This is a genomic window from Cedecea sp. B1(4), from assembly GCF_059414925.1.
In genome coordinates, this window is sequence record NZ_JCAHMZ010000006.1 from 73374 (window position 1) to 92802 (window position 19429).

20 protein-coding genes are annotated in these 19429 nt (G+C 54.8%); 3 read left to right on the forward strand and 17 right to left on the reverse strand.

Features of this window, described 5'->3' with window-relative positions:
- Positions 1-23 precede the first annotated feature (23 nt).
- A complete protein-coding gene (gene trpS, locus ACR6JA_RS13015; protein WP_213716828.1) occupies positions 24-1043 on the reverse strand; it encodes a tryptophan--tRNA ligase in 1020 nt (339 codons plus the stop codon).
- Between the two features lie 277 nt (positions 1044-1320).
- On the opposite strand from trpS, the gene ACR6JA_RS13020 reads away from it, so the two are divergent.
- On the forward strand, positions 1321-1992 hold the full coding sequence (locus ACR6JA_RS13020) for an HAD-IB family hydrolase (RefSeq protein ID WP_008458304.1): 672 nt from the start codon (positions 1321-1323) through the stop codon (positions 1990-1992).
- Between the two features lie 208 nt (positions 1993-2200).
- Here the strand turns inward: ACR6JA_RS13020 and ACR6JA_RS13025 are convergent, their stop codons facing one another.
- The 5 genes from ACR6JA_RS13025 to ACR6JA_RS13045 form a co-directional block, all read right to left on the reverse strand.
- Positions 2201-3241 carry a TerC/Alx family metal homeostasis membrane protein gene (locus ACR6JA_RS13025; RefSeq protein WP_494493627.1) on the reverse strand — a complete coding sequence of 347 codons (1041 nt, stop codon included), beginning with the start codon at positions 3239-3241 and terminating at the stop codon, positions 2201-2203.
- Positions 3242-3369: 128 nt separating this feature from the next.
- On the reverse strand, positions 3370-4140 hold the full coding sequence (locus ACR6JA_RS13030) for an anti-sigma factor family protein (protein WP_494493628.1): 771 nt from the start codon (positions 4138-4140) through the stop codon (positions 3370-3372).
- The gene (locus ACR6JA_RS13035; protein ID WP_494493629.1) at positions 4137-4649 is read right to left on the reverse strand and encodes an RNA polymerase sigma factor; all 513 of its coding nucleotides are present in this window, start codon (positions 4647-4649) and stop codon (positions 4137-4139) included. The genes ACR6JA_RS13030 and ACR6JA_RS13035 overlap by 4 nt, the downstream gene beginning before the upstream one ends.
- Before the next feature lie 20 nt (positions 4650-4669).
- Positions 4670-5212 (reverse strand): cytochrome b, encoded by a 543-nt coding sequence (locus ACR6JA_RS13040; RefSeq protein ID WP_494493630.1) that lies wholly within the window; start codon positions 5210-5212, stop codon positions 4670-4672.
- Positions 5209-6297 carry a catalase family peroxidase gene (locus tag ACR6JA_RS13045; RefSeq protein ID WP_494493631.1) on the reverse strand — a complete coding sequence of 363 codons (1089 nt, stop codon included), beginning with the start codon at positions 6295-6297 and terminating at the stop codon, positions 5209-5211. The genes ACR6JA_RS13040 and ACR6JA_RS13045 overlap by 4 nt, the downstream gene beginning before the upstream one ends.
- A 576-nt stretch (positions 6298-6873) precedes the next feature.
- Here ACR6JA_RS13045 and ACR6JA_RS13050 point away from each other — a divergent pair.
- Positions 6874-8439 (forward strand): methyl-accepting chemotaxis protein, encoded by a 1566-nt coding sequence (locus ACR6JA_RS13050; protein WP_494493632.1) that lies wholly within the window; start codon positions 6874-6876, stop codon positions 8437-8439.
- A gap of 37 nt (positions 8440-8476) precedes the next feature.
- On the opposite strand, the gene ACR6JA_RS13055 is transcribed toward ACR6JA_RS13050, so the two are convergent.
- Positions 8477-9193 carry a Type III secretion system effector HopBA1 gene (locus ACR6JA_RS13055; protein ID WP_213715255.1) on the reverse strand — a complete coding sequence of 239 codons (717 nt, stop codon included), beginning with the start codon at positions 9191-9193 and terminating at the stop codon, positions 8477-8479.
- Between the two features lie 131 nt (positions 9194-9324).
- Complete coding sequence (locus ACR6JA_RS13060; protein WP_494493633.1) at positions 9325-9741, reverse strand: hypothetical protein; 417 nt, start codon at positions 9739-9741, stop codon at positions 9325-9327.
- Positions 9742-10023: 282 nt separating this feature from the next.
- Between ACR6JA_RS13060 and mutS the strand changes: the two genes are divergently transcribed.
- The gene (gene mutS, locus ACR6JA_RS13065; RefSeq protein WP_494493634.1) at positions 10024-12585 is read left to right on the forward strand and encodes a DNA mismatch repair protein MutS; all 2562 of its coding nucleotides are present in this window, start codon (positions 10024-10026) and stop codon (positions 12583-12585) included.
- 68 nt (positions 12586-12653) lie between these two features.
- Here mutS and rpoS read toward each other — a convergent pair whose 3' ends face one another.
- The 9 genes from rpoS to ACR6JA_RS13110 all read right to left on the reverse strand — a co-directional run bounded on the left by rpoS (position 12654) and on the right by ACR6JA_RS13110 (position 19428).
- Positions 12654-13646 carry an RNA polymerase sigma factor RpoS gene (gene rpoS / locus ACR6JA_RS13070; protein ID WP_008458325.1) on the reverse strand — a complete coding sequence of 331 codons (993 nt, stop codon included), beginning with the start codon at positions 13644-13646 and terminating at the stop codon, positions 12654-12656.
- A 56-nt stretch (positions 13647-13702) separates the two neighbouring features.
- Positions 13703-14845: a murein hydrolase activator NlpD gene (gene nlpD / locus ACR6JA_RS13075; protein WP_213715258.1), complete on the reverse strand. Its 1143-nt coding sequence runs from the start codon at positions 14843-14845 to the stop codon at positions 13703-13705.
- A 130-nt stretch (positions 14846-14975) separates the two neighbouring features.
- Positions 14976-15602 carry a protein-L-isoaspartate(D-aspartate) O-methyltransferase gene (locus tag ACR6JA_RS13080; RefSeq protein ID WP_008458329.1) on the reverse strand — a complete coding sequence of 209 codons (627 nt, stop codon included), beginning with the start codon at positions 15600-15602 and terminating at the stop codon, positions 14976-14978.
- The gene (gene surE, locus ACR6JA_RS13085) at positions 15596-16357 is read right to left on the reverse strand and encodes a 5'/3'-nucleotidase SurE (RefSeq protein ID WP_039287134.1); all 762 of its coding nucleotides are present in this window, start codon (positions 16355-16357) and stop codon (positions 15596-15598) included. The genes ACR6JA_RS13080 and surE overlap by 7 nt, the downstream gene beginning before the upstream one ends.
- Positions 16338-17384: a tRNA pseudouridine(13) synthase TruD gene (gene truD, locus ACR6JA_RS13090; RefSeq protein WP_494493636.1), complete on the reverse strand. Its 1047-nt coding sequence runs from the start codon at positions 17382-17384 to the stop codon at positions 16338-16340. The genes surE and truD overlap by 20 nt, the downstream gene beginning before the upstream one ends.
- Positions 17384-17863, reverse strand: a complete 480-nt coding sequence (ispF, locus tag ACR6JA_RS13095) for a 2-C-methyl-D-erythritol 2,4-cyclodiphosphate synthase (protein WP_008458332.1) — start codon at positions 17861-17863, stop codon at positions 17384-17386. Before ispF ends, truD begins: the two co-directional genes overlap by 1 nt.
- Positions 17863-18573, reverse strand: coding sequence for a 2-C-methyl-D-erythritol 4-phosphate cytidylyltransferase (gene ispD / locus ACR6JA_RS13100; protein ID WP_213715260.1), 711 nt, complete (start codon positions 18571-18573; stop codon positions 17863-17865). The genes ispF and ispD overlap by 1 nt, the downstream gene beginning before the upstream one ends.
- A 19-nt stretch (positions 18574-18592) precedes the next feature.
- Positions 18593-18919: a cell division protein FtsB gene (ftsB, locus tag ACR6JA_RS13105; RefSeq protein ID WP_494493637.1), complete on the reverse strand. Its 327-nt coding sequence runs from the start codon at positions 18917-18919 to the stop codon at positions 18593-18595.
- Between the two features lie 185 nt (positions 18920-19104).
- On the reverse strand, positions 19105-19428 hold the full coding sequence (locus tag ACR6JA_RS13110) for a DUF3561 family protein (protein ID WP_008458338.1): 324 nt from the start codon (positions 19426-19428) through the stop codon (positions 19105-19107).
- Position 19429: the final 1 nt, after the last annotated feature.

The window sequence follows — 19429 nt, forward strand, 5'->3', positions numbered from 1 at the left end:
ATGCCTCACGCGCCCTTCTGCCGTTAAAATAGCACCGGCAGCCCCAGCGCACGTTTCACTTCGTCCGCCGTTTGCTGCGTCAGCGCTCGCGCTTGTTCACTCCCGGCTTTCAGCACCTCAAGCAAATAAGGCTTATCTTCGATAAAGCGATTTCGCCGCTCTCTGATCGGCGCCAGCAGGTTTTGCAGACAGGTTTCCAGCTCGTTTTTACACTGCCGATCCCCCAGCCCACCGCGCTGGTAGTGCTCTTTCATCGCCTCAACTTTCTCTTTGTCTTCATGGAAAGCATCCAGATAGGTAAACACCACATTGCCTTCAATTTTTCCCGGGTCGTTGACGCGCAGATGATCCGGGTCGGTAAACATGGCGCTCACGGCCTGATGAATCTGCTGTTCACTGGCGGAAAGGGTGAGCGTATTGCCCAGGGATTTTGACATCTTAGCGTTACCGTCAATGCCCGGCAGACGGCTGACCGGGCTGAGCAACGCTTTGCAGGGGGTTAATATCGGCGTCGGCGTCAGGCTATTCATTTTGTGCACAATTTCATTGGCCTGTTCGATCATCGGCAGCTGATCGTCCCCCACCGGCACCAGGCTGGCTTTAAATGCGGTAATATCCGCGGCCTGGCTTATCGGATAGACAAGAAAACCAGAAGGCAAAGAGCGAGCAAACCCCTTCTGGGCTATCTCGCTTTTTACCGTCGGGTTTCTTTCCAGCCGGGCGACGGTCACGATGTTCATATACAACATGGTGAGTTCGGCCAGCGCTGGCAGAGAGGATTGCAGGCAGATTGTGGTTTTCTGCGGATCAATGCCAACCGCCAGGTAGTCCGCCATCACCTGCAGAATGTTTTCGGCGACTTTCTCCGGGCGGCTGCCGTTGTCAGTTAACCCCTGGAGGTCGGCCACCAAAATGTACTGCTGATGCTCATCCTGAAGCTGGATGCGCTTACGCAGTGAACCGACGTAATGCCCAAGGTGAAGCTGGCCGGTTGGACGGTCACCGGTAAGGATGGTTTGCTGCAAAGTGTGTGAACTGCTCATAAGGGCCTCCTGAGGCTGATAAATCTTGCCGGAGGGCGAACAGTTAAAATGAAATAGCCGCCTTCCGGCGGCTATTAGAAAAGGGTGAACGAATTCCTGCCGCCTCTAAAGAGACAGCCACCAGCGGCTAACCATAAGCAGGGTGTGATTTCTGTTCATTCGGTTACCCTACCACATTTCACGGCGGTTTCCGTAGCGGGATTTAAAAGTTTATAATTTCCCCATCGCTCGCAAGATGCCCTCGCGACGAACAGATAAAAAGGAAAGTTGGGAATCTATGGTTGTTATGAATGATCCTTCGCCAGGCGTCCTGTCGGTTTTTGATTTTGACGGCACGCTGACCCATAGCGATAGCTTTGTCCCGTTCCTGCGGTTTGCCTTTGGGCGCAAAACCTTCGCGCGCAAGATGATGCGTATGGTCATTCCAACGCTCAAATGCCTGCGCCGGAAACTGACCCGCGATGAATTAAAAGAGATCCTGATTTCAACCTTCTTAACCGGCGTGAATGAGCAGTGGGTTAAGGATAAAGCCGAAGTGTATTGCGCGAAAAACTTCGAAAAAATGATGCGCCCGCGTGGGCTGATGGCGGTTGCCGCTGAACTGCGTTCTGGCGCTGAAGTTACGCTGTGCTCTGCGTCTCCGGCCATCGTGCTGCTGCCGTTCGCCGAACGTCTGGGCGTGAAGCTCATCGGCACTCAGCTTGAAGTGGTGGACGGCGTATTAACCGGCCGCATTAACGGCCATAACTGCCGCTGCGATCAAAAGATTCAGCGTCTGGAACAGATTTATGGCCCGCTTAACCAGCTGCATTTGCGCGCCTGGGGGGATTCAAGAGGGGATTATGAGCTGCTGACCGCAGCCAGGGATTACCACTGGCGCCACTTCCACCGCGCTAAATCTCGTCGTCGCTCACCTATCGAAAGATTACGCCTCGACAAACATCTCTGATGTCTCGTCATCAGCACGCCCTCGCCCGAAGGCGTCAGACTGCTGACAAACCTCTGGCGAAAGAAGAAATACCAAGACGATGGTTCTTCAAAAAAAAGAAAATCAATTCATTGATTTTCGGCTGATAGCCACAAAGAGGGAAAAACCACGCTTTTTCCCTCTTTGTCAGCAACCTCACGCCTTCGCCCGAAGGCGTCCTTCATCTTATTTAGTTCTTGCTGTCACTTGATTCCGCTTTTGCCGGGAACATCACGCTGAGGATGATGCCCACGGCCAGCACGCCCAACACAACGTACAAGCTGGCGGTAGCCGAGATGCTGTACCCGTGGTGCCAGATATGTTCGCTGGCGTTAAGCCCGAGCTTAACGGCGATAAAGAACAGCAGCACCACCACCGCTTTTTCCAGGTGAACGAGATACTGTTTTAACGCTTCCAGCACAAAATACAGGGTACGCAAGCCAAGTATCGCAAACATCATTGCGCTGTAGACGATCAGCGGTTCACGGCTGACGGCAATAATGGCCGGGACAGAATCAAAAGCGAACATCACGTCAGACAGCTCAACCACCGCCACGCAAAGCATCAGCGGCGTAGCATACAGCGTGGCTTTTTTTACTCGCCCAACGGTGATGGTCTGGTTTTCTGGCTTCGCCAGCTCATGGTCAACCTCAGCCTGGTTAAGCAGGAATTTGCGCCCGGCAAGCTTTGGCCAAAGAGGGAAAAAGCGTTTTACCAGCCGATAAGCCAGATGCTGAGAGTAGTCCTCAACTTCGTCCTCTCCATCGTTGCCTCTGAGCATCATCACCGCCGTCCACGCCACAATCAGCGCAAACACGATTTCAACATAAGGCCCGAGCGACAGCAGCCCGGTGCCGATAGCCACAAAGACGCCCCTGAAAACAATCGCGCCGATAACGCCCCAGTAGAGCACGCGGTGCCGGTAGCGATCGGGAATGCCGAACCAGGCAAAAATCGCCATCATCACGAACAGGTTATCGACGGATAGCACCTTCTCAAGCGCATAGCCGGTGACAAACAGGCTGGCGACTTCAGCGCCATGATGAAGATATAAAAAACCGGCAAAAAGCATTGCCACTGCAACCCAGAATATCGACCACAATGCGGCACTTTTCAGCGAGATGGGCTCGTCTTTGCGGTGCATAAAGAGGTCGATAAAAATGGCACCCACCGAAAGCGCAAGAAATACCGCTACCGTTTCGGTCGGGAAGCCAATATGTGTAGATACCATGTTTTATCCTTCAGGAATGACGGAGGCAGCTTCGGGGGATCCGAGTGCCGCCTCACTCCATTCAGGATAAGACCTTCAGGCAAAAATGGTATATTTTTCTGACATTGGCGAATAAAATGGCGCCTGCATTAAATCGCTCGCGCATCCCCCGCGTACTGTGCTATCGCCTGTTGTAACCTCGCCGTCTGGCTGTCATTGGCCGGGCTTATCATCGCGTAATTATAGCGGCGATCGCTCCAGTACTGCGCCGTCAGGTTATCGGCCTGGCGCTCCCCTTTCCCCAGCATAAACATGCCGGAAGGCCGGATGTAATACGCCACGCGTGTGCCCTGAGCGTCCTGGTAGACCACCAGCGCCGCCGGCCCCTGCTCGGTCACCATCAAGCGCCCGCCCACCAGCGTAAAACCGTAATTATCGAGGTCTGGTGCCAGCGCCCCGTTAATAAAGTAGCGGCTCATCCAGTTGTTCACCTCCGCGCGATCGCTGGCCACAACGTCCAGCGCTTTCACGCTGCCGCTGTTCACCAGACGATAGGCCTGCACGGCGTCTTCCATCGGCAGAATTTGCCGCATAACTTCGCTGGCATGCAGCTGCCACCCGGCCACACCGCCCATACCGACGGAAAACAGAAAGCTAAAAGCAACGGCTAATCGCCACCGGCGGGTACGTTGCATCTGCTGGCGTGCCCGCTGTACGTCAAATGCCGGGGCAGAAACCTGCGGCACAAACTCATCCAGCGACAGGCGCAAACGCCGGGCATCGGCCTGCCATTTTTTGACCTGTGCGGCCTGCTCAGGGTACTGCTGCAAATAGTGCTCCACCCACTTTTTGCGCTCGTCATCCAGTTGCCCGTCAACCCAGGCATGGAGATCCTGCTCGTCAGGTATGCGCGATTTCATTTTAATCTCCTTAACGCCGGGGTAGATGGTGTGCCTTCATCCCATTTTTGCAGCTGCTTTCTGGCTCGGGACAAACGCGACATCACGGTTCCCAACGGAATATCCAGCGACTCAGCCGCCTCTTTATAGCTCAAACCTTCTACGCTGATGAGCAGCAGTAGTGCGCGCTGCTCCACGGGAAGCTGGCTGAACATCGCCAGCATATCGTCGTTGATCAGCATCTCCTCCGTTGACGCGGCCACCGGGTGTTCATCGCCGGTAAACAGCGACAAAATACGCTGATAGCGTCTTTTTCGCCGCTCGCCGTCAATGAATTGTCGGTAGAGAATAGAGAACAGCCAGCTGCGAAGACTCTCCCTCACCGCCAGATTCCTCTCGCGGGTAAATGCTTTCTCAAGGCAGGACTGCACCAAATCCTCCGCGGCATGAGGATTGCGCGTGAGCCATAGGGCGAAACGCTGCAGATGCGGCAGCATTTCCCGTACTTCCTGTTCGCTCAGTTTTGACATGATTTACTCCACTGGCGATGTTAGCCCCGGCCTTTGTAGCCCGTCATGCTGCTGAACACGCCATCACGCAATAGCAGCGCATGAAATAATGCGGCGGTCAGATGCAGAATCACGGTGACGAACAGCAGCAGAGCAAGCCAGGTATGCAGCGGCCGAAGCACGGCATAAAGCTCAATATTTTTCGCCACCAGCGCCGGTAGCGTGATGCCAGGCCCCAGCGTCACAGGATAGCCTGCGGCAGAGAGCATGGCCCAGCCTACCAGCGGCTGGGCTACCATCAGAAGATAGAGCAGCCAGTGGGATAAATGTGCCAGCGCTACCTGAAAACCCGGCAGATTCGCCGGGAGCGACGGCGTTTTATAACGAAGGCGGAGATAAACCCTCAGTATAACCAGCAGCAGAATGGCGACGCCAAGCGGTTTATGCAATGAGTATAAAAAAGCGTGTAATGCCGACACCGTGGACACCATCCCCACGCCGATAAACAGCATTGCCACGATCATCAGCGCCATCGCCCAGTGAACGACGCGCAGCAGAGGGTGAAAATACGTCACTTTGCTCATAACCGGCCCCCTTTATTTACCTGAGCTTCTTCATGTGTACGGCGATTGAAGGATGATGAATAAGCCGCAGAGCGCGCGCTAAGCAGCGGATCGTCTGAGCCAGAAATACCTTCCGGCAAGATCAGAGGATCGTAGTTGATGTCCCGGCAGTTGCCGTCAGCTTGATCTTGTGCGGTAGTGAGCACCAGCGTGCCTGCATTAAGTTTTTGGTGGCTATCGGGCCAGGCTTTTGTCGCATCGTTAATCACATCGCCCTTTTCAGCCACGCTGATAATCAAATCCCATTTCAGCGGCCCCTGCTGCAGGCGCTGCTTGATGTCCTGCTGCAGGAACAAAGGATTCGCTTTGTCCTCCGCCGTCACCGGCACGCCGGGGGTTTGCGACTGCATACTCCAGCGCACGCCATGAACGTCCCCAGTTTTATTGGTAAATAAGAAGGCGTTCAGGCTGTTGTAGCTGTCACTGGCCCAACTCGACGTCGGCACATAGCTCTTCACCCAGGCAAAAAACGGCTTTGCCTCCGGGTGAGCGCTGATAAATGCTTTCATTTTGGCTGGATCAGGTTTGCCCGTTTTAGGATCGGGAATACCCGCCATTTGCTGATCGTAGAAGCCCTGCGGCGTTGCGACACTAAAGAACGGCAGCGCGTTCATCCCGGTACGCCACTCCTGGCCATCACGGGTGATAAACTGCAGCGCCATACTGCGCACTGGCACCGCACCATCGGGCGCGTTGGGGTTACCGCCAGCAATTGCCAGGCGGCCAATGACCGGCGTATTGCCCGGCAGGAACACCGTTGCTTTCGACAGCGCGCTGGCGCTACCGTTGGAGTCAAAATATCCCACCACACAGACCCCTTTGGCATGATTGCGGCGATAGCCGGGGTGCTCTCCTCCCGTTTTTTCCAGCGCATTAACCAGCTTGTCGGGAGATAAACGTCCCGGCGTCAGGGCCCCCCACGCCCAGGCAAACAGCAGGCAGAGGGCTAACGGAATGGCGACTATCACGGTGCCACGCAGTAAAAATTGCTGCGGGTAGCGTAAATTTTTAAACATCGCGCAGAAAGACGGACGGGGTTCTCGCATAGGATCGGCTCACAATAATGAAACGGCATTGAGTTTTGGAGCACATAGGACGAACGAAATGAGCATTTATTCCCAGGTAATTAAAAATTTTTACCGCCCGTATTCCACTATCAAAAGCAGGGGAATGACTGTTATTAATTTCTATATATTCCGGGAATGTGAACATTAAAATACCGGTTCGGCCTTTTTCATCAATAGGTAAAAAAGTTAAATATTAAAAAAATAATAAACTTTTGTTAGCAGACGTAACGAACGTACCGAGTGAATGATTACAAGTCATCGACGCCAAGTTTAAAACATAAAAATAAAGTGAAACCACAAACTAAAAACAACCTCATTTAGCTTAGGGAGAACAAAAATAAAAACCATTGTTAGTTATGGAATAAAGTATTTCATCGCTACCAACACTGCGCGCATCGTTAAAAATCCACCCTATTGACAACTTTTTGCCTGCAGATTAATTTCCTTTCCACCCTGTAAGCCAGCAAGACAACTTACCCTCCTGTATTTACTACAGGAAAATACTCCGACAACACCATTAACATCACGCTCAATATTAATTAAAAGAGAGTTATTATGTTTAAAAACCTTTCCGTAGGTTCGCGAATAAGCGGCAGCTTTATCATTATTTTATTAACGCTGATTATGCTGACGCTGGTGGCGATTATGCAGGTAAATAAAATAAACAACGCGTTGATCGCTATCAACGATGTCAATAACGTTAAACAGCGCTACGCCGTTAATTTCAGGGGCAGTGTACATGACCGTTCAATTGCCATCCGCGACGTGACGTTGGTGCCGGCAGGCGAACTGCAGGGCGTTGTGGAACACATCCGCAAGTTGGAGCAGGATTACCAGGCCTCCGTTCAGCCGATGGAAGGCATCTTTGCCCAGGGCAGCGACGTGACGCCCGAAGAGCGTACTCAGTACGAAAAGATAAAAGAGGCCGAGCAGCAAACGCTCCCGCTGGTGAATGAGATTATCGCTCTTCAGCAAAAAGGCGATGTGGAGGGCGCGCGCCAGGTCATCCTCAATCAGGCTCGTCCTGCTTTTGTTAACTGGCTGGCCACCATTAACGGCTTTATCGACATGGAGACTCAGCTTAACGACGCTTTGGCTAATACGGCGCGCGGTATTGCGCGAACATTTCACCTTCTGATGCTTACCCTGGCGCTGGTTGCCGTGGCGATTGGACTGCTAATCACCTGGTCAACCACACGCAAAATCACGCTTTCCCTCGGCGGTGAACCGGTTGATTTACTGCGTATGACCAACGCCATCGCCGCCGGAGATCTGACGCAAACGCCCGAGCTGCGTAAAAAAGATTCCAGCAGTATTCTGGCCTCGCTCAGCCATATGCAGAATGCGCTGCGCCAGCTGGTGCTGGAAGTTCGCCAGAACGCAGAAAGTGTGGCGAGCGCCAGCGCGGAAATTGCCAAAGGAAGTAGCTCGCTTTCTGCAAGAACGGAGAACCAGGCTGCGGCGCTGCAGCAAACATCAGCAGCGATGGACCAGGTGGCGAGCACGGTGCGGAACAATGCGGAAAGCGCGCAGTACGCCAGCAAACTTGCCAGCTCTGCCGCCAGCGAAGTCACCCAGGGAAGTGAAATGGTGCAGGGGATCGTTAGTACTATGGAGGAGATCACTCAGGAATCCATACGTATTGCGGACATTACCTCCGTGATCGAGGGGATCGCTTTCCAGACCAACATTCTGGCACTGAACGCCGCCGTTGAGGCCGCCAGAGCGGGTGAACAAGGCCGGGGTTTTGCCGTTGTCGCCACTGAAGTTCGAGCCCTTGCTCAACGCTCTTCCAGCGCCGCGAAAGAAATAAAAGGCCTGATTACCGGCTCAGTGCAGCGGGTAAACAGCGGGGCGCAGGAGATCGATCAGGCGGCGGAAACCATGAGCAAGATTTTAACCACCGTCAGCCAGGTGAACAGCATTGTGAACGAAATTGCGCATAACTCAGCAGAACAGGCGACCGGCGTGAATGAGGTTGCCCAGGCCGTTGCGCAGATGGATAAAAACCTGCAGCAGAACGTCGCGCTGGTTGAGGTGACGTCCTCCACGGCAACCTCTCTCGATAAGCAATCCCGCGTTCTGCGTGAAACCGTCAGCGTTTTCCAGGTTGCTTCCTGAGCCTACAAAGTACGGGGAATCACCATTCCCCGTTTTTTTATTTCGGGAAATTAATCACCAGGTGGCTGTTGTCGTCCTTCTCGTTCAGCGAACAGCCTGGGGCTTTATCACTCGAGTCGAAAGAAACCACAGGGCCGGGACGCATATCTTTAGGGCCCTGTTCACGGCTATGGTGAAAATGACCGCCGCCGCCCCAAACCAGCGTTTTACGTGCGCCAATGGCACGCTCTTCTTTTTCTGCCGCAGCGTTCCAGGCAATATTGAGTGCCAGCCGTTTGTTCATGTATTTGATGGCTTCCATCGGCGTTTTCGGCGCAGCGCCGGGAATATGGCGGTCAATACCGGCGACGGAAATACCAGCTTTGTGTGCTTCATAAAGTGCCCCGGCAATCTTATCTACCCAGGCCTCGCCGTGTTTTGACCAGGCGTTCATGATGAAGTTTTTTGTCGCCTCTTTGCCATGAGCCAGCGCTTCGCGAAACAAGGCGTTATCGCTGTATTTCACAAACTCTACCGCCAGCAGATCCACACCCGCCTTTTTCAACTCGGGAATGGCATGGCCGACAAATTCAGGGATCGCAAGCTGACCATGCACATCGCCCAGGTAAGCAAGCTTGTTATCACGGAACAGGTTAGCCAGGGCCTGAACGGGATCGTTTACCGGTGGCTTAATTTTAATATCAGGGTGAATCCTTCCGCTGGCGTTAAAAGCGGCGGGCTGAACGCGATTTGACTGACCGACTGCTGAAAACATGGTTATCTCCGATGTTGGGATGTTTTCTGGTAAGTGAGTCACTGAAAATTGAGTTCCTGAAAACAGGGTGAAAAAGATGTGTCTAAACGCAACATCCGGCAACTCTAATACGTTGCCGGATCGGGCGGGATCTATCTTTTATAGTAATTATTAAGGCTTTTAATGTAGTTCATGCAGCCCATCACGCTGGGATCGGTGCTGTTGTATTTATAGTCTTTGATAATGCCTTTGCTGTCGGTAGAGATCTGAATTTTGCAGCTGTAGTTAACCGGCACAAACGTGGTTTGTGTTGTCGTGGCCTCAAACGGTTTACCGTTGACCGTACCGGTGGTCGTTTGCGGCGAAATATAAGGCTCGGCTCCCATACTGTTCGTTATCCACGTATAAACTTTTGTATCGTCGAACGTTTGCTGATTATCGGGGTAGCCTAATATTTTAAATGCGACGGTTTTATCCTGGCCCTCGAGGCCACGCAACCCCTCATCAAGCTGTTGAAAAGAAACGCACCCCGTCACTGCCAGCACGCCCACCAGTACCCACTTTCTCATAGACACCCTGGAATTTAACCGTTTAAACAGAATGAAGGCGAAAACGTTCGCCAAACTGCGGTATTACAGCCAGCCGCCGCTAGAACATATCAGAACAGCAACGCGTTGCGAGGCTTTCAGCAATGTCGTTTAACCGCTGTTTTCCTGCCTTTGATACTCCGTTATCATGGGCCATCTGCGGGGCGATTCCCGCGTGCAGTTTACGCCGTATTAGTGAGCAATAATGAGAACCAGAAACATCACTAACCACTTAAAATTCAACGAAATGGATATCATCACTCCATGAGTACTAGCGAAACCTTCGACGCCCATACCCCGATGATGCAGCAGTACCTGCGTCTTAAATCCGAGCACCGTGACATCCTGCTGTTTTACCGCATGGGTGACTTCTACGAGCTGTTCTATGACGATGCAAAACGCGCTTCTCAACTGCTGGATATCTCCCTGACCAAGCGCGGAGCTTCTGCGGGCGAACCTATTCCTATGGCGGGCGTGCCTCATCACGCGGTGGAAAATTACCTGGCTAAACTGGTGAACCTTGGCGAGTCCGTGGCCATCTGCGAACAAGTTGGCGACCCGGCAACCACCAAAGGGCCGGTTGAGCGTAAAGTTGTTCGCATCGTCACGCCGGGCACCATCAGCGACGAAGCACTGCTGCAGGAGCGCCAGGATAACCTGCTGGCGGCAATCTGGCAGGACAGCAAAGGTTTTGGCTATGCGACGCTCGACATCAGTTCCGGGCGCTTCCGCCTGACCGAACCGGAAGACCGTGAAACCATGGCCGCCGAACTTCAACGCACCAATCCGGCGGAGCTGCTGTATGCGGAAGACTTCGCTGAGATGAGCCTGATTGATGGCCGCCGTGGCCTGCGCCGCCGCCCGCTTTGGGAGTTCGAGATTGAAACCGCGCGCCAGCAGCTAAATCTGCAGTTTGGCACTCGGGACCTGACCGGCTTTGGCGTCGAGAACGCCCACCATGGGCTTTGCGCCGCCGGCTGTCTGCTGCAGTACGTCAAAGATACCCAGCGCACTTCCCTGCCGCATATCCGTTCCGTGACCATGGACCGGCAGCAGGACAGCATCATTATGGATGCAGCCACCCGCCGTAACCTTGAGATCACCCAGAATCTGTCCGGCGGCGTGGAGAACACGCTGGCCTCGGTGCTGGACTGCACCGTGACGCCGATGGGCAGCCGTATGCTCAAACGCTGGCTGCATATGCCGGTGCGTAACGTCGATGTGCTCACCAAGCGGCAGCAAACTATTGCGGCCCTGCAGGAGCGCACCACAGATATTCAGCCTACGCTGCGTCAGGTCGGCGACCTGGAACGTATCCTTGCCCGTCTGGCGCTGCGCACCGCTCGCCCACGCGATCTGGCACGTATGCGTTATGCCTTCCAGCAACTGCCCGCCTTGCGCGAGATCCTGTCTGACGTAAGCACCGACTACGTGCAAACCCTGCGCGAGCAGATGGGTGAATTTGTAGAGCTGCGCGAATTACTCGAGCAGGCGGTTATCGAATCGCCCCCGGTGCTGGTGCGCGACGGCGGCGTTATCGCTCCCGGCTATAACGAAGAGCTGGACGAATGGCGAGCCCTGGCCGATGGCGCAACTGACTACCTGGATCGCCTGGAAATTCGCGAGCGCGAACGCCTGGGCCTGGATACGCTGAAAGTGGGATTTAACGCCGTGCACGGCTACTACATCCAGGTCAGCCGCGGCCAAAGCCATCTGGTGCCGATCAACTATGTTCGCCGCCAGACGCTGAAAAACGCCGAGCGCTACATTATTCCTGAGCTGAAAGAGTACGAAGACAAGGTCCTGACGTCCAAAGGCAAAGCGCTGGCGCTGGAGAAACAGCTTTACGATCAGCTGTTTGATTTGCTGCTGCCGCACCTGGAAGCGCTGCAAAAAAGCGCTACCGCGCTGGCGGAGCTGGACGTGCTGGTGAACCTGGCCGAGCGCGCTTATACCCTGAACTACATTTGCCCGACGCTGACGGACAAGCCCGGCATTAAGCTGGTCGGCGGCCGCCATCCGGTAGTGGAACAAGTGCTCAGCGAACCGTTTATCGCTAACCCGCTAAACCTTTCCCCTCAGCGTAGAATGCTGATCATTACCGGCCCGAACATGGGCGGTAAAAGTACCTATATGCGCCAGACCGCGTTAATTGCTCTGCTGGCCTATATCGGCAGTTTTGTGCCAGCTCAGCAGGCAGAAATTGGCCCGGTTGATCGCATCTTTACCCGCGTAGGCGCTGCCGATGACCTGGCTTCTGGTCGCTCAACCTTCATGGTGGAGATGACAGAGACCGCCAACATTCTGCACAATGCGACCGAACACAGCCTGGTCCTGATGGATGAGATTGGCCGTGGCACGTCGACCTATGATGGCCTGTCGCTGGCCTGGGCCTGCGCCGAAAGCCTGGCCAACCGTATTAAGTCGCTGACGCTGTTCGCTACCCACTATTTCGAGCTGACCACGCTGCCGGAAAAAATGGAAGGCGTGGCTAACGTCCATCTGGATGCCGTGGAGCATGGGGATACCATCGCCTTTATGCACAGCGTGCAGGACGGCGCGGCGAGCAAGAGTTACGGCCTGGCCGTAGCCGCGCTGGCGGGTGTGCCAAAAGACGTGATCAAACGTGCGCGCCAGAAGCTGCGCGAGCTGGAAAGCATTTCCGGCAATGCGGCCGCAAGCCAGGTGGATGGGACGCAAATGTCGCTGCTGACCACGACGGAAGAGACATCCCCTGCCGTCGAGGCGCTGGAGAGCCTGGATCCGGATTCTCTTTCTCCGCGTCAGGCGCTGGAGTGGATCTATCGGCTGAAGAGTTTGGTGTAGCGGTTATCGAACAACAGGCATAAAAAAAGCGGTGATTTGCATCACCGCTTTTTTATTTGAAGAGTCGATTATTCGCGGAACAGCGCTTCGAGGTTCAGCCCCTGAGCCTGCAGGATTTCACGCAGACGGCGAAGGCCTTCAACCTGAATCTGACGAACGCGTTCACGAGTCAGGCCGATTTCACGACCCACATCTTCCAGCGTTGCAGCTTCATAACCCAGCAGACCAAAACGACGAGCCAGCACTTCACGCTGCTTAGCGTTCAGTTCGAACAGCCACTTCACGATGCTTTGTTTCATGTCATCGTCTTGCGTGGTGTCTTCCGGGCCGTTGTCTTTCTCGTCCGCGAGGATATCCAGCAGCGCTTTCTCAGAGTCACCACCTAATGGGGTGTCTACCGAGGTAATGCGCTCGTTGAGACGCAGCATACGGCTAACGTCATCAACCGGTTTATCCAGCTGCTCGGCAATCTCTTCGGCACTCGGCTCGTGGTCGAGCTTGTGAGAGAGTTCGCGAGCGGTACGCAGATAAACGTTCAGCTCTTTCACAATGTGAATAGGCAGGCGAATCGTACGGGTTTGGTTCATGATTGCCCGTTCGATGGTCTGACGAATCCACCATGTGGCGTACGTTGAGAAACGGAACCCACGTTCCGGATCAAACTTCTCAACCGCACGAATCAGCCCAAGATTGCCCTCTTCAATCAGATCCAGCAGCGCCAGACCACGATTGCTGTAGCGACGGGCAATTTTCACCACCAGACGCAGGTTACTTTCAATCATGCGTCGGCGGGAGGCTACATCACCGCGCAACGCGCGGCGAGCAAAGTAAACTTCTTCTTCGGCTGTTAATAATGGAGAGTAACCGATCTCCCCAAGATAAAGCTGAGTCGCATCTAGTACACGCTGTGTTGCACCCTGTGACAGCAGCTCTTCTTCTGCAAGGTCGTTATCACTGGGTTCCTCTTCTACAAGGGCTTTTTCGTCAAAAGCCTCAACTCCGTTCTCATCATATTCCGCGTCTTCGTTTAACTCGTTAACTTTCAGCGTATTCTGACTCATAAGGTGGCTCCTACCCGTGATCCCTGGGCAATACACTCAATGAATGTTTTGCCGGTTTATCGCTGCGGCAAATAACGCAGCGGGTTTACGGATTTCCCCTTGTAACGAATTTCAAAATGCAATCGTGTAGAACTGGTTCCGGTGCTACCCATGGTAGCTATTTTTTGCCCCGCCTTAACTTCTTCTTGTTCCCGGACCAGCATTGTATCGTTATGGGCGTAGGCACTCAGATAATCATCGTTGTGTTTGATGATGATTAGATTACCGTAACCGCGCAGCGCGTTACCGGCATATACCACGCGCCCTGCGGCGGTCGCGATAATGGCCTGTCCTTTACTGCCCGCGATATCGATCCCTTTGTTGCCCCCTTCGGTTGCCGCAAAGTTTTCGATGATCTTACCGTCGGTCGGCCAGCGCCAGGTTGAAATTGGCGAGCTGTTAGACGTACTGCTGACGGTAGGTTCGGTAGAGCTAACCACAGGTGCCGTCACCGGTGCTGTGACAACAGTCTCAGCTGGCTTATTGCCCGGTAACATTTTAGTAGCACTCTGTTCACCTGAATCCTCAGAATACGTAATTGTCGGTTTAGAAGCAACTACCCTGGTTGAGTTTTGTTCAACTGGCGTCGCGACGCCCTGCGCGCGGGCATCGGCGGCGGTCACCGCGTTCCCGCCGGTGATTGGCGTGCCGGAGGCGTTGCCGACCTGAAGGGTTTGCCCTACTTCCAAACCGTATGGAGCCGGTACGTTGTTGCGCTGCGCCAGGTCACGGAAGTCGTTCCCGGTAATCCACGCAATGTAGAACAAAGTATCGCCGCGTTTAACGGTGTAGGTACTGCCGCCCGCGTAGCTTCCTTTAGGGATGTTGCCGTACTGACGGTTGTAGACAATGCGGCCATTTTCAGTCTGTACAGGCTCTGACGCTACGGGCTGGGCCTGAGGCTGGCGAACCGGTTGAATTTGTGGCTGCTGAACGCGCTGCACAGGTTGAATCTGAGGTTGCTGGATCGGAGCGGACATTGTCGGTGGCTTCGTCACCAGCAGGCTGCCGGTTGAAGAGCCTGAAGAACTGCCATTGCCGCCAACGGAACTGATCGGCGCCTGGGTATTATTGTTGCTTGTACAGCCTGCCAGCCAAAGGCTGGTTAGCGTCAACATCGCCGCCCGGCGTAAAGTGAAAGTTGGGCTTCCCGCGCTCATTTATCCCCCAAAATGATAACAACCAGATATGCATAAAACACTGTAGAAAAGCGGCGTAATCCACGCCAGCTTTTGCTGAATTCGGCTACGTTACGCCGAATTGGCAGCAAGAAAACCGGATATTTCCGGGTTATGCTAATTCGCCGCGTACTAAGGGCACAAAGCGAACAGCTTCTACCGTGTCGATTAAAAATTCATCCCCGTGGCGCCGCACGCGCTTCAAAAACTGCCGGTCGTCCCCCACGGGTAAAACAAGAATGCCGCCGTCATCCAGCTGCGACAGCAGCGCAGTGGGAATTTCCGGCGGTGCCGCTGTCACAATGATAGCGTCGAACGGCGCTTTTGCCTGCCAGCCCTGCCAGCCATCGCCGTGACGGGTCGAAATATTGTGTAAATCCAGCTGCTTCAGGCGACGCCTGGCGTGCCATTGCAGCCCTTTGATACGCTCCACGGAGCAAACATGCCCTACCAGATGCGCCAGAATCGCGGTCTGGTAGCCAGACCCGGTGCCAATTTCCAGCACTTTTGACTGCGGCGTCAGCTCCAGCAGCTCCGTCATCCTCGCCACCATATACGGCTGAGAGATAGTCTGACCAGACCCAATAGGTAACGCGGTATTTTCCCAGGCTTTGTGTTCAAACGCTTCGTCGACAAACTTCTCACGTGGCACCTGCGCAATAGCCTCAAGAACCTGTTCATTCTTGATGCCCTGGGCACGTAATTGATCGAGAAGAGCCTGTACGCGTTTACTTACCATTGCGCCTCAACTCCGGCTTTTTCAAGCCAGTGGCCAACGACTTCATGGGCGCTATGTGCGGTTAAATCGACATGCAGCGGCGTCACCGACACATAGCCTTCGTCGACGGCGGCAAAGTCGGTGTCCGGTGCAACATCCAGTTTTTCCCCCGGTGGGCCAATCCAGTACACCGTGTTGCCACGCGGATCTTCCTGGCGAATCACCTGGTCTGCCGGATGACGGCTGCCGCAGCGCGTGACGCGAATGCCTTTGATTTGGTCCAGCGGTAAATCTGGAACGTTGATATTCAGAATGCGCCCGGTGCGCAGTGGCTCCCGAGCCAGCGCCCGGAGAATAGAGCAGGTGACCGCCGCAGCGGTTTCATAATGCTGATGGCCATCCAGCGAGACGGCCAGCGCCGGGAGCCCCAAATGACGCCCTTCCGTCGCCGCCGCAACGGTGCCGGAATAGATAACGTCGTCGCCGAGATTTGGCCCGGCGTTGATGCCCGACACCACAATATCCGGGCGCGGATGCATCAGAGCATTGACGCCGAGATAGACACAGTCCGTCGGCGTTCCCATTTGAACGGAGATATCCCCGTTGGCGAGGGTAAAGGTTCTAAGCGATGACTCCAGCGTCAGCGAGTTTGATGCGCCGCTGCGGTTTCTGTCCGGCGCCACCACCTGCACCTCGGCAAATTCACGCAACGCCTTCGCCAGCACCTGAATACCAGGCGCATGGACTCCGTCATCGTTACTCAGCAATATTCGCATAATCACCCGCTGTGTTCATGAGTTCCCTGATAACGCTGGTGGCAAAACTTCCCGCCGGTAACCAGAAGTTCAGCTCGACGGTGACATCATCCCACCAGTTCCAGCTCAGCTCTTTCGGCTGAACCAGCATCGCACGGCGCGCCGCTTCCACCCGCTCACGCTTCAGCAGCCCCAGCAGAATCTCTTCGTCCGCCACGGATTGCTGCTCAAAAGCCAGCGCTGCATTTTGCGTTCCCCACTCGCCATCGCCCGGCAGCGAAGCGGTGATCAGCAGTTCGCCGTTATTCACTCGCTGTTGCAGGTCAGGAAGTTCTTCCGGGGTCGCCACAAACCAGCTGCCGCGCCCTGCCAATTGTAGCGCATCGCCATCAACAACTTGATTAAAGTCTGTTTTTTTCAGGCGCTGGCTAACAATCTGATTAAACAACGCGCTGCGGGCTGCCGACAACCAAAAACTGCGTTTATTTCTGTCGCGCAACGGCGCATTGCTTTCTGCCCAGCGTTTCGCCTGATGCAGATTATTGCCGCCGATGCCAAAACGCTGGCTGCCGAAATAGTTAGGCACGCCCTGCTCCGCTACGGCCTGCAGGCGCTGATCCATCTCGTGGCGATCGCTTACCTCGCGCAGCACGAGGGTAAAGCGGTTTCCCTTCAGAGCGCCTAAGCGCAGCTTGCGGCGGTGGCGAGCAAACTCCAGCACCTGGCAGCCTTCGAGCGTAAAAGCGCTCATGTCCGGCATCTCTTTGCCCGGCAGGCGAACGCAGAACCACTGTTCGGTCACCGCATGTTTGTCTTTTTGCCCGGCAAAGCTGACTTCGCGCGCATGAACTTTGAGGAATTTCGCCAGAGCATCGGCCACGAAACGTGTATTGCAGCCGCTTTTCAGAATGCGCAGCAGCAGATGTTCACCGTCACCGTCCGGGCCAAAGCCCAAATCCTCAATCACCACGAAATCTTCTGGGCTGGCCTTGATGACGCCGCTGCCCTGCGGCTTGCCGTACAGCCACATCAGGTTTTGCATGTCCATTACTTGCCGGCCTTATGCAGCAGCGCCACGGCTTCGCAGGCAATACCTTCGCCGCGCCCGGTAAAGCCGAGTTTCTCGGTGGTGGTTGCTTTGACGTTGACGTCATCCATATGGCAGCCGAGGTCTTCGGCAATAAACACACGCATCTGCGGGATGTGCGGGGCCATTTTCGGCGCCTGGGCGATAATCGTCACGTCTACGTTCCCGAGGGTAAAACCTTTGGCCTGAATCCGGCGCCAGGCTTCACGCAGCAGCTCACGGCTGTCCGCCCCTTTAAAAGCAGGATCTGTGTCCGGGAACAGCTTGCCAATATCCCCCAGTGCAGCGGCACCCAGCAGCGCATCGGTCAAGGCATGCAGAGCAACGTCGCCGTCGGAATGAGCCAGCAGCCCTTTTTCGAACGGGACACGAACGCCACCAATAATAATCGGGCCTTCGCCGCCAAAAGCATGAACATCAAAACCATGTCCAATACGCATTATAAATTCTCCGTTTGGGTTAACCGCGTAAGATAGAAAGCCGCCAGGGCCAGATCTTCAGGGCGAGTCACCTTGATATTATCCGCCCGGGCGCTAATCAGTTCTGGATGAAAGCCGCAATATTCGAGGGCCGACGCTTCATCGGTAATAGTGGCACCTTCATCCAGCGCGCGCAGCAGGCAGCTGCGCAAAAGTTCGAGAGGGAAAAGCTGCGGCGTCAGGGCATGCCAAAGATCTTCACGATCAACCGTATGGGCAATCAGCCCTTTGCCCGGCTCGCCCCGCTTCATGGTGTCGCGAACCGGGGCCGCCAGAATACCGCCGATTTTGCTGCTGGTGGTAATCGCCAGCAGGTTATTCAGATCGTCCCGATGCAGGCAGGGGCGTGCGGCATCGTGCACCAGCACCCATTCAGCATTAGCTGCGGCCTGCAGGCCAGCCAGCACGGAATCTGCACGTTGCTTGCCGCCAGTCACCACGGTGACGCGAGGATGGGTTGCCAGCGATAAAGAGGAAAAATAGGTGTCGTTGGGGCTGAGCGCCACGATCACCTGGCCCACGCGCGGATGCGCCATCAGGCTGGCCACCGAGTGTTCGAGAATCGTTTTGTCGCCGATGTGTAGGTACTGCTTAGGACATTCCGTTTGCATACGGCTGCCGATACCGGCGGCCGGTATCACGGCAATTACGTCCGGGGAGGAGTCTGCCATGCCTTTCACTTATGCTGAGTTATCGATTATTTTGCCAGGCGTTGGAGGTATTACCGTTGGCTGCGCGTTTGGAGGCATCCGGCACCAGGCGGTAGAAAGTCTCTCCCGGCTTGGTCATGCTGAGTTCGTTGCGAGCGCGCTCTTCGATCGCTTCCTGGCCGCCGTTGAGGTCGTCAATTTCGGCAAAAAGCTGATCGTTGCGAGATTTTAGTTTGGCATTGGTTGCCTGCTGCGCAGCGACATCTTCGCTGACGCGCGTGTAATCGTGTACGCCGTTTTTTCCGAACCACAGCGAATACTGAAGCCAGACCAGCAAGGCCAGCAACAGCAGCGTTAGTTTACCCATCCTGCCCCCTGAAAAACGGCACAATCATCCCACAACTTTTTCGTCGACTCCACTGCGGCAAGCCACCCTGCGCGCCAAATCGCGCCAGAATTTACCACATAACGCGAATTCATGCGCGATTGGAGCAAGTTTAGCTTAACGTTGCCCATAAATAGTCTGTTACGGTTTGAAGCAGTTCGGCACGGCTAACCCATAAGCCACATGAAGAGCACGCCGAACATCAGCGCCACGGAGAGCAGCGTAGCCACACAGCTGAACAGCAGCTTGCCACGCAAGATGGAGTGCAAGGCAATCCCCACCACCACCGCGACCGGCATCAGCGCCAGGAAGAATGGCCAGGTGTAGAGGAAGAAAAAGAGCGTGTTGGGGCCATAGACCAAAAAGGGAATACCTAGCGCCAGCAACCACGACAAAAAGCCGATAAACGCCCCGGGCAGTGACCAGGTTGTTTCCTCGACCGTCGGGCTGGGTTCAGCCTGAGAGATAACGATATTCGTGCTGTTGCGCATA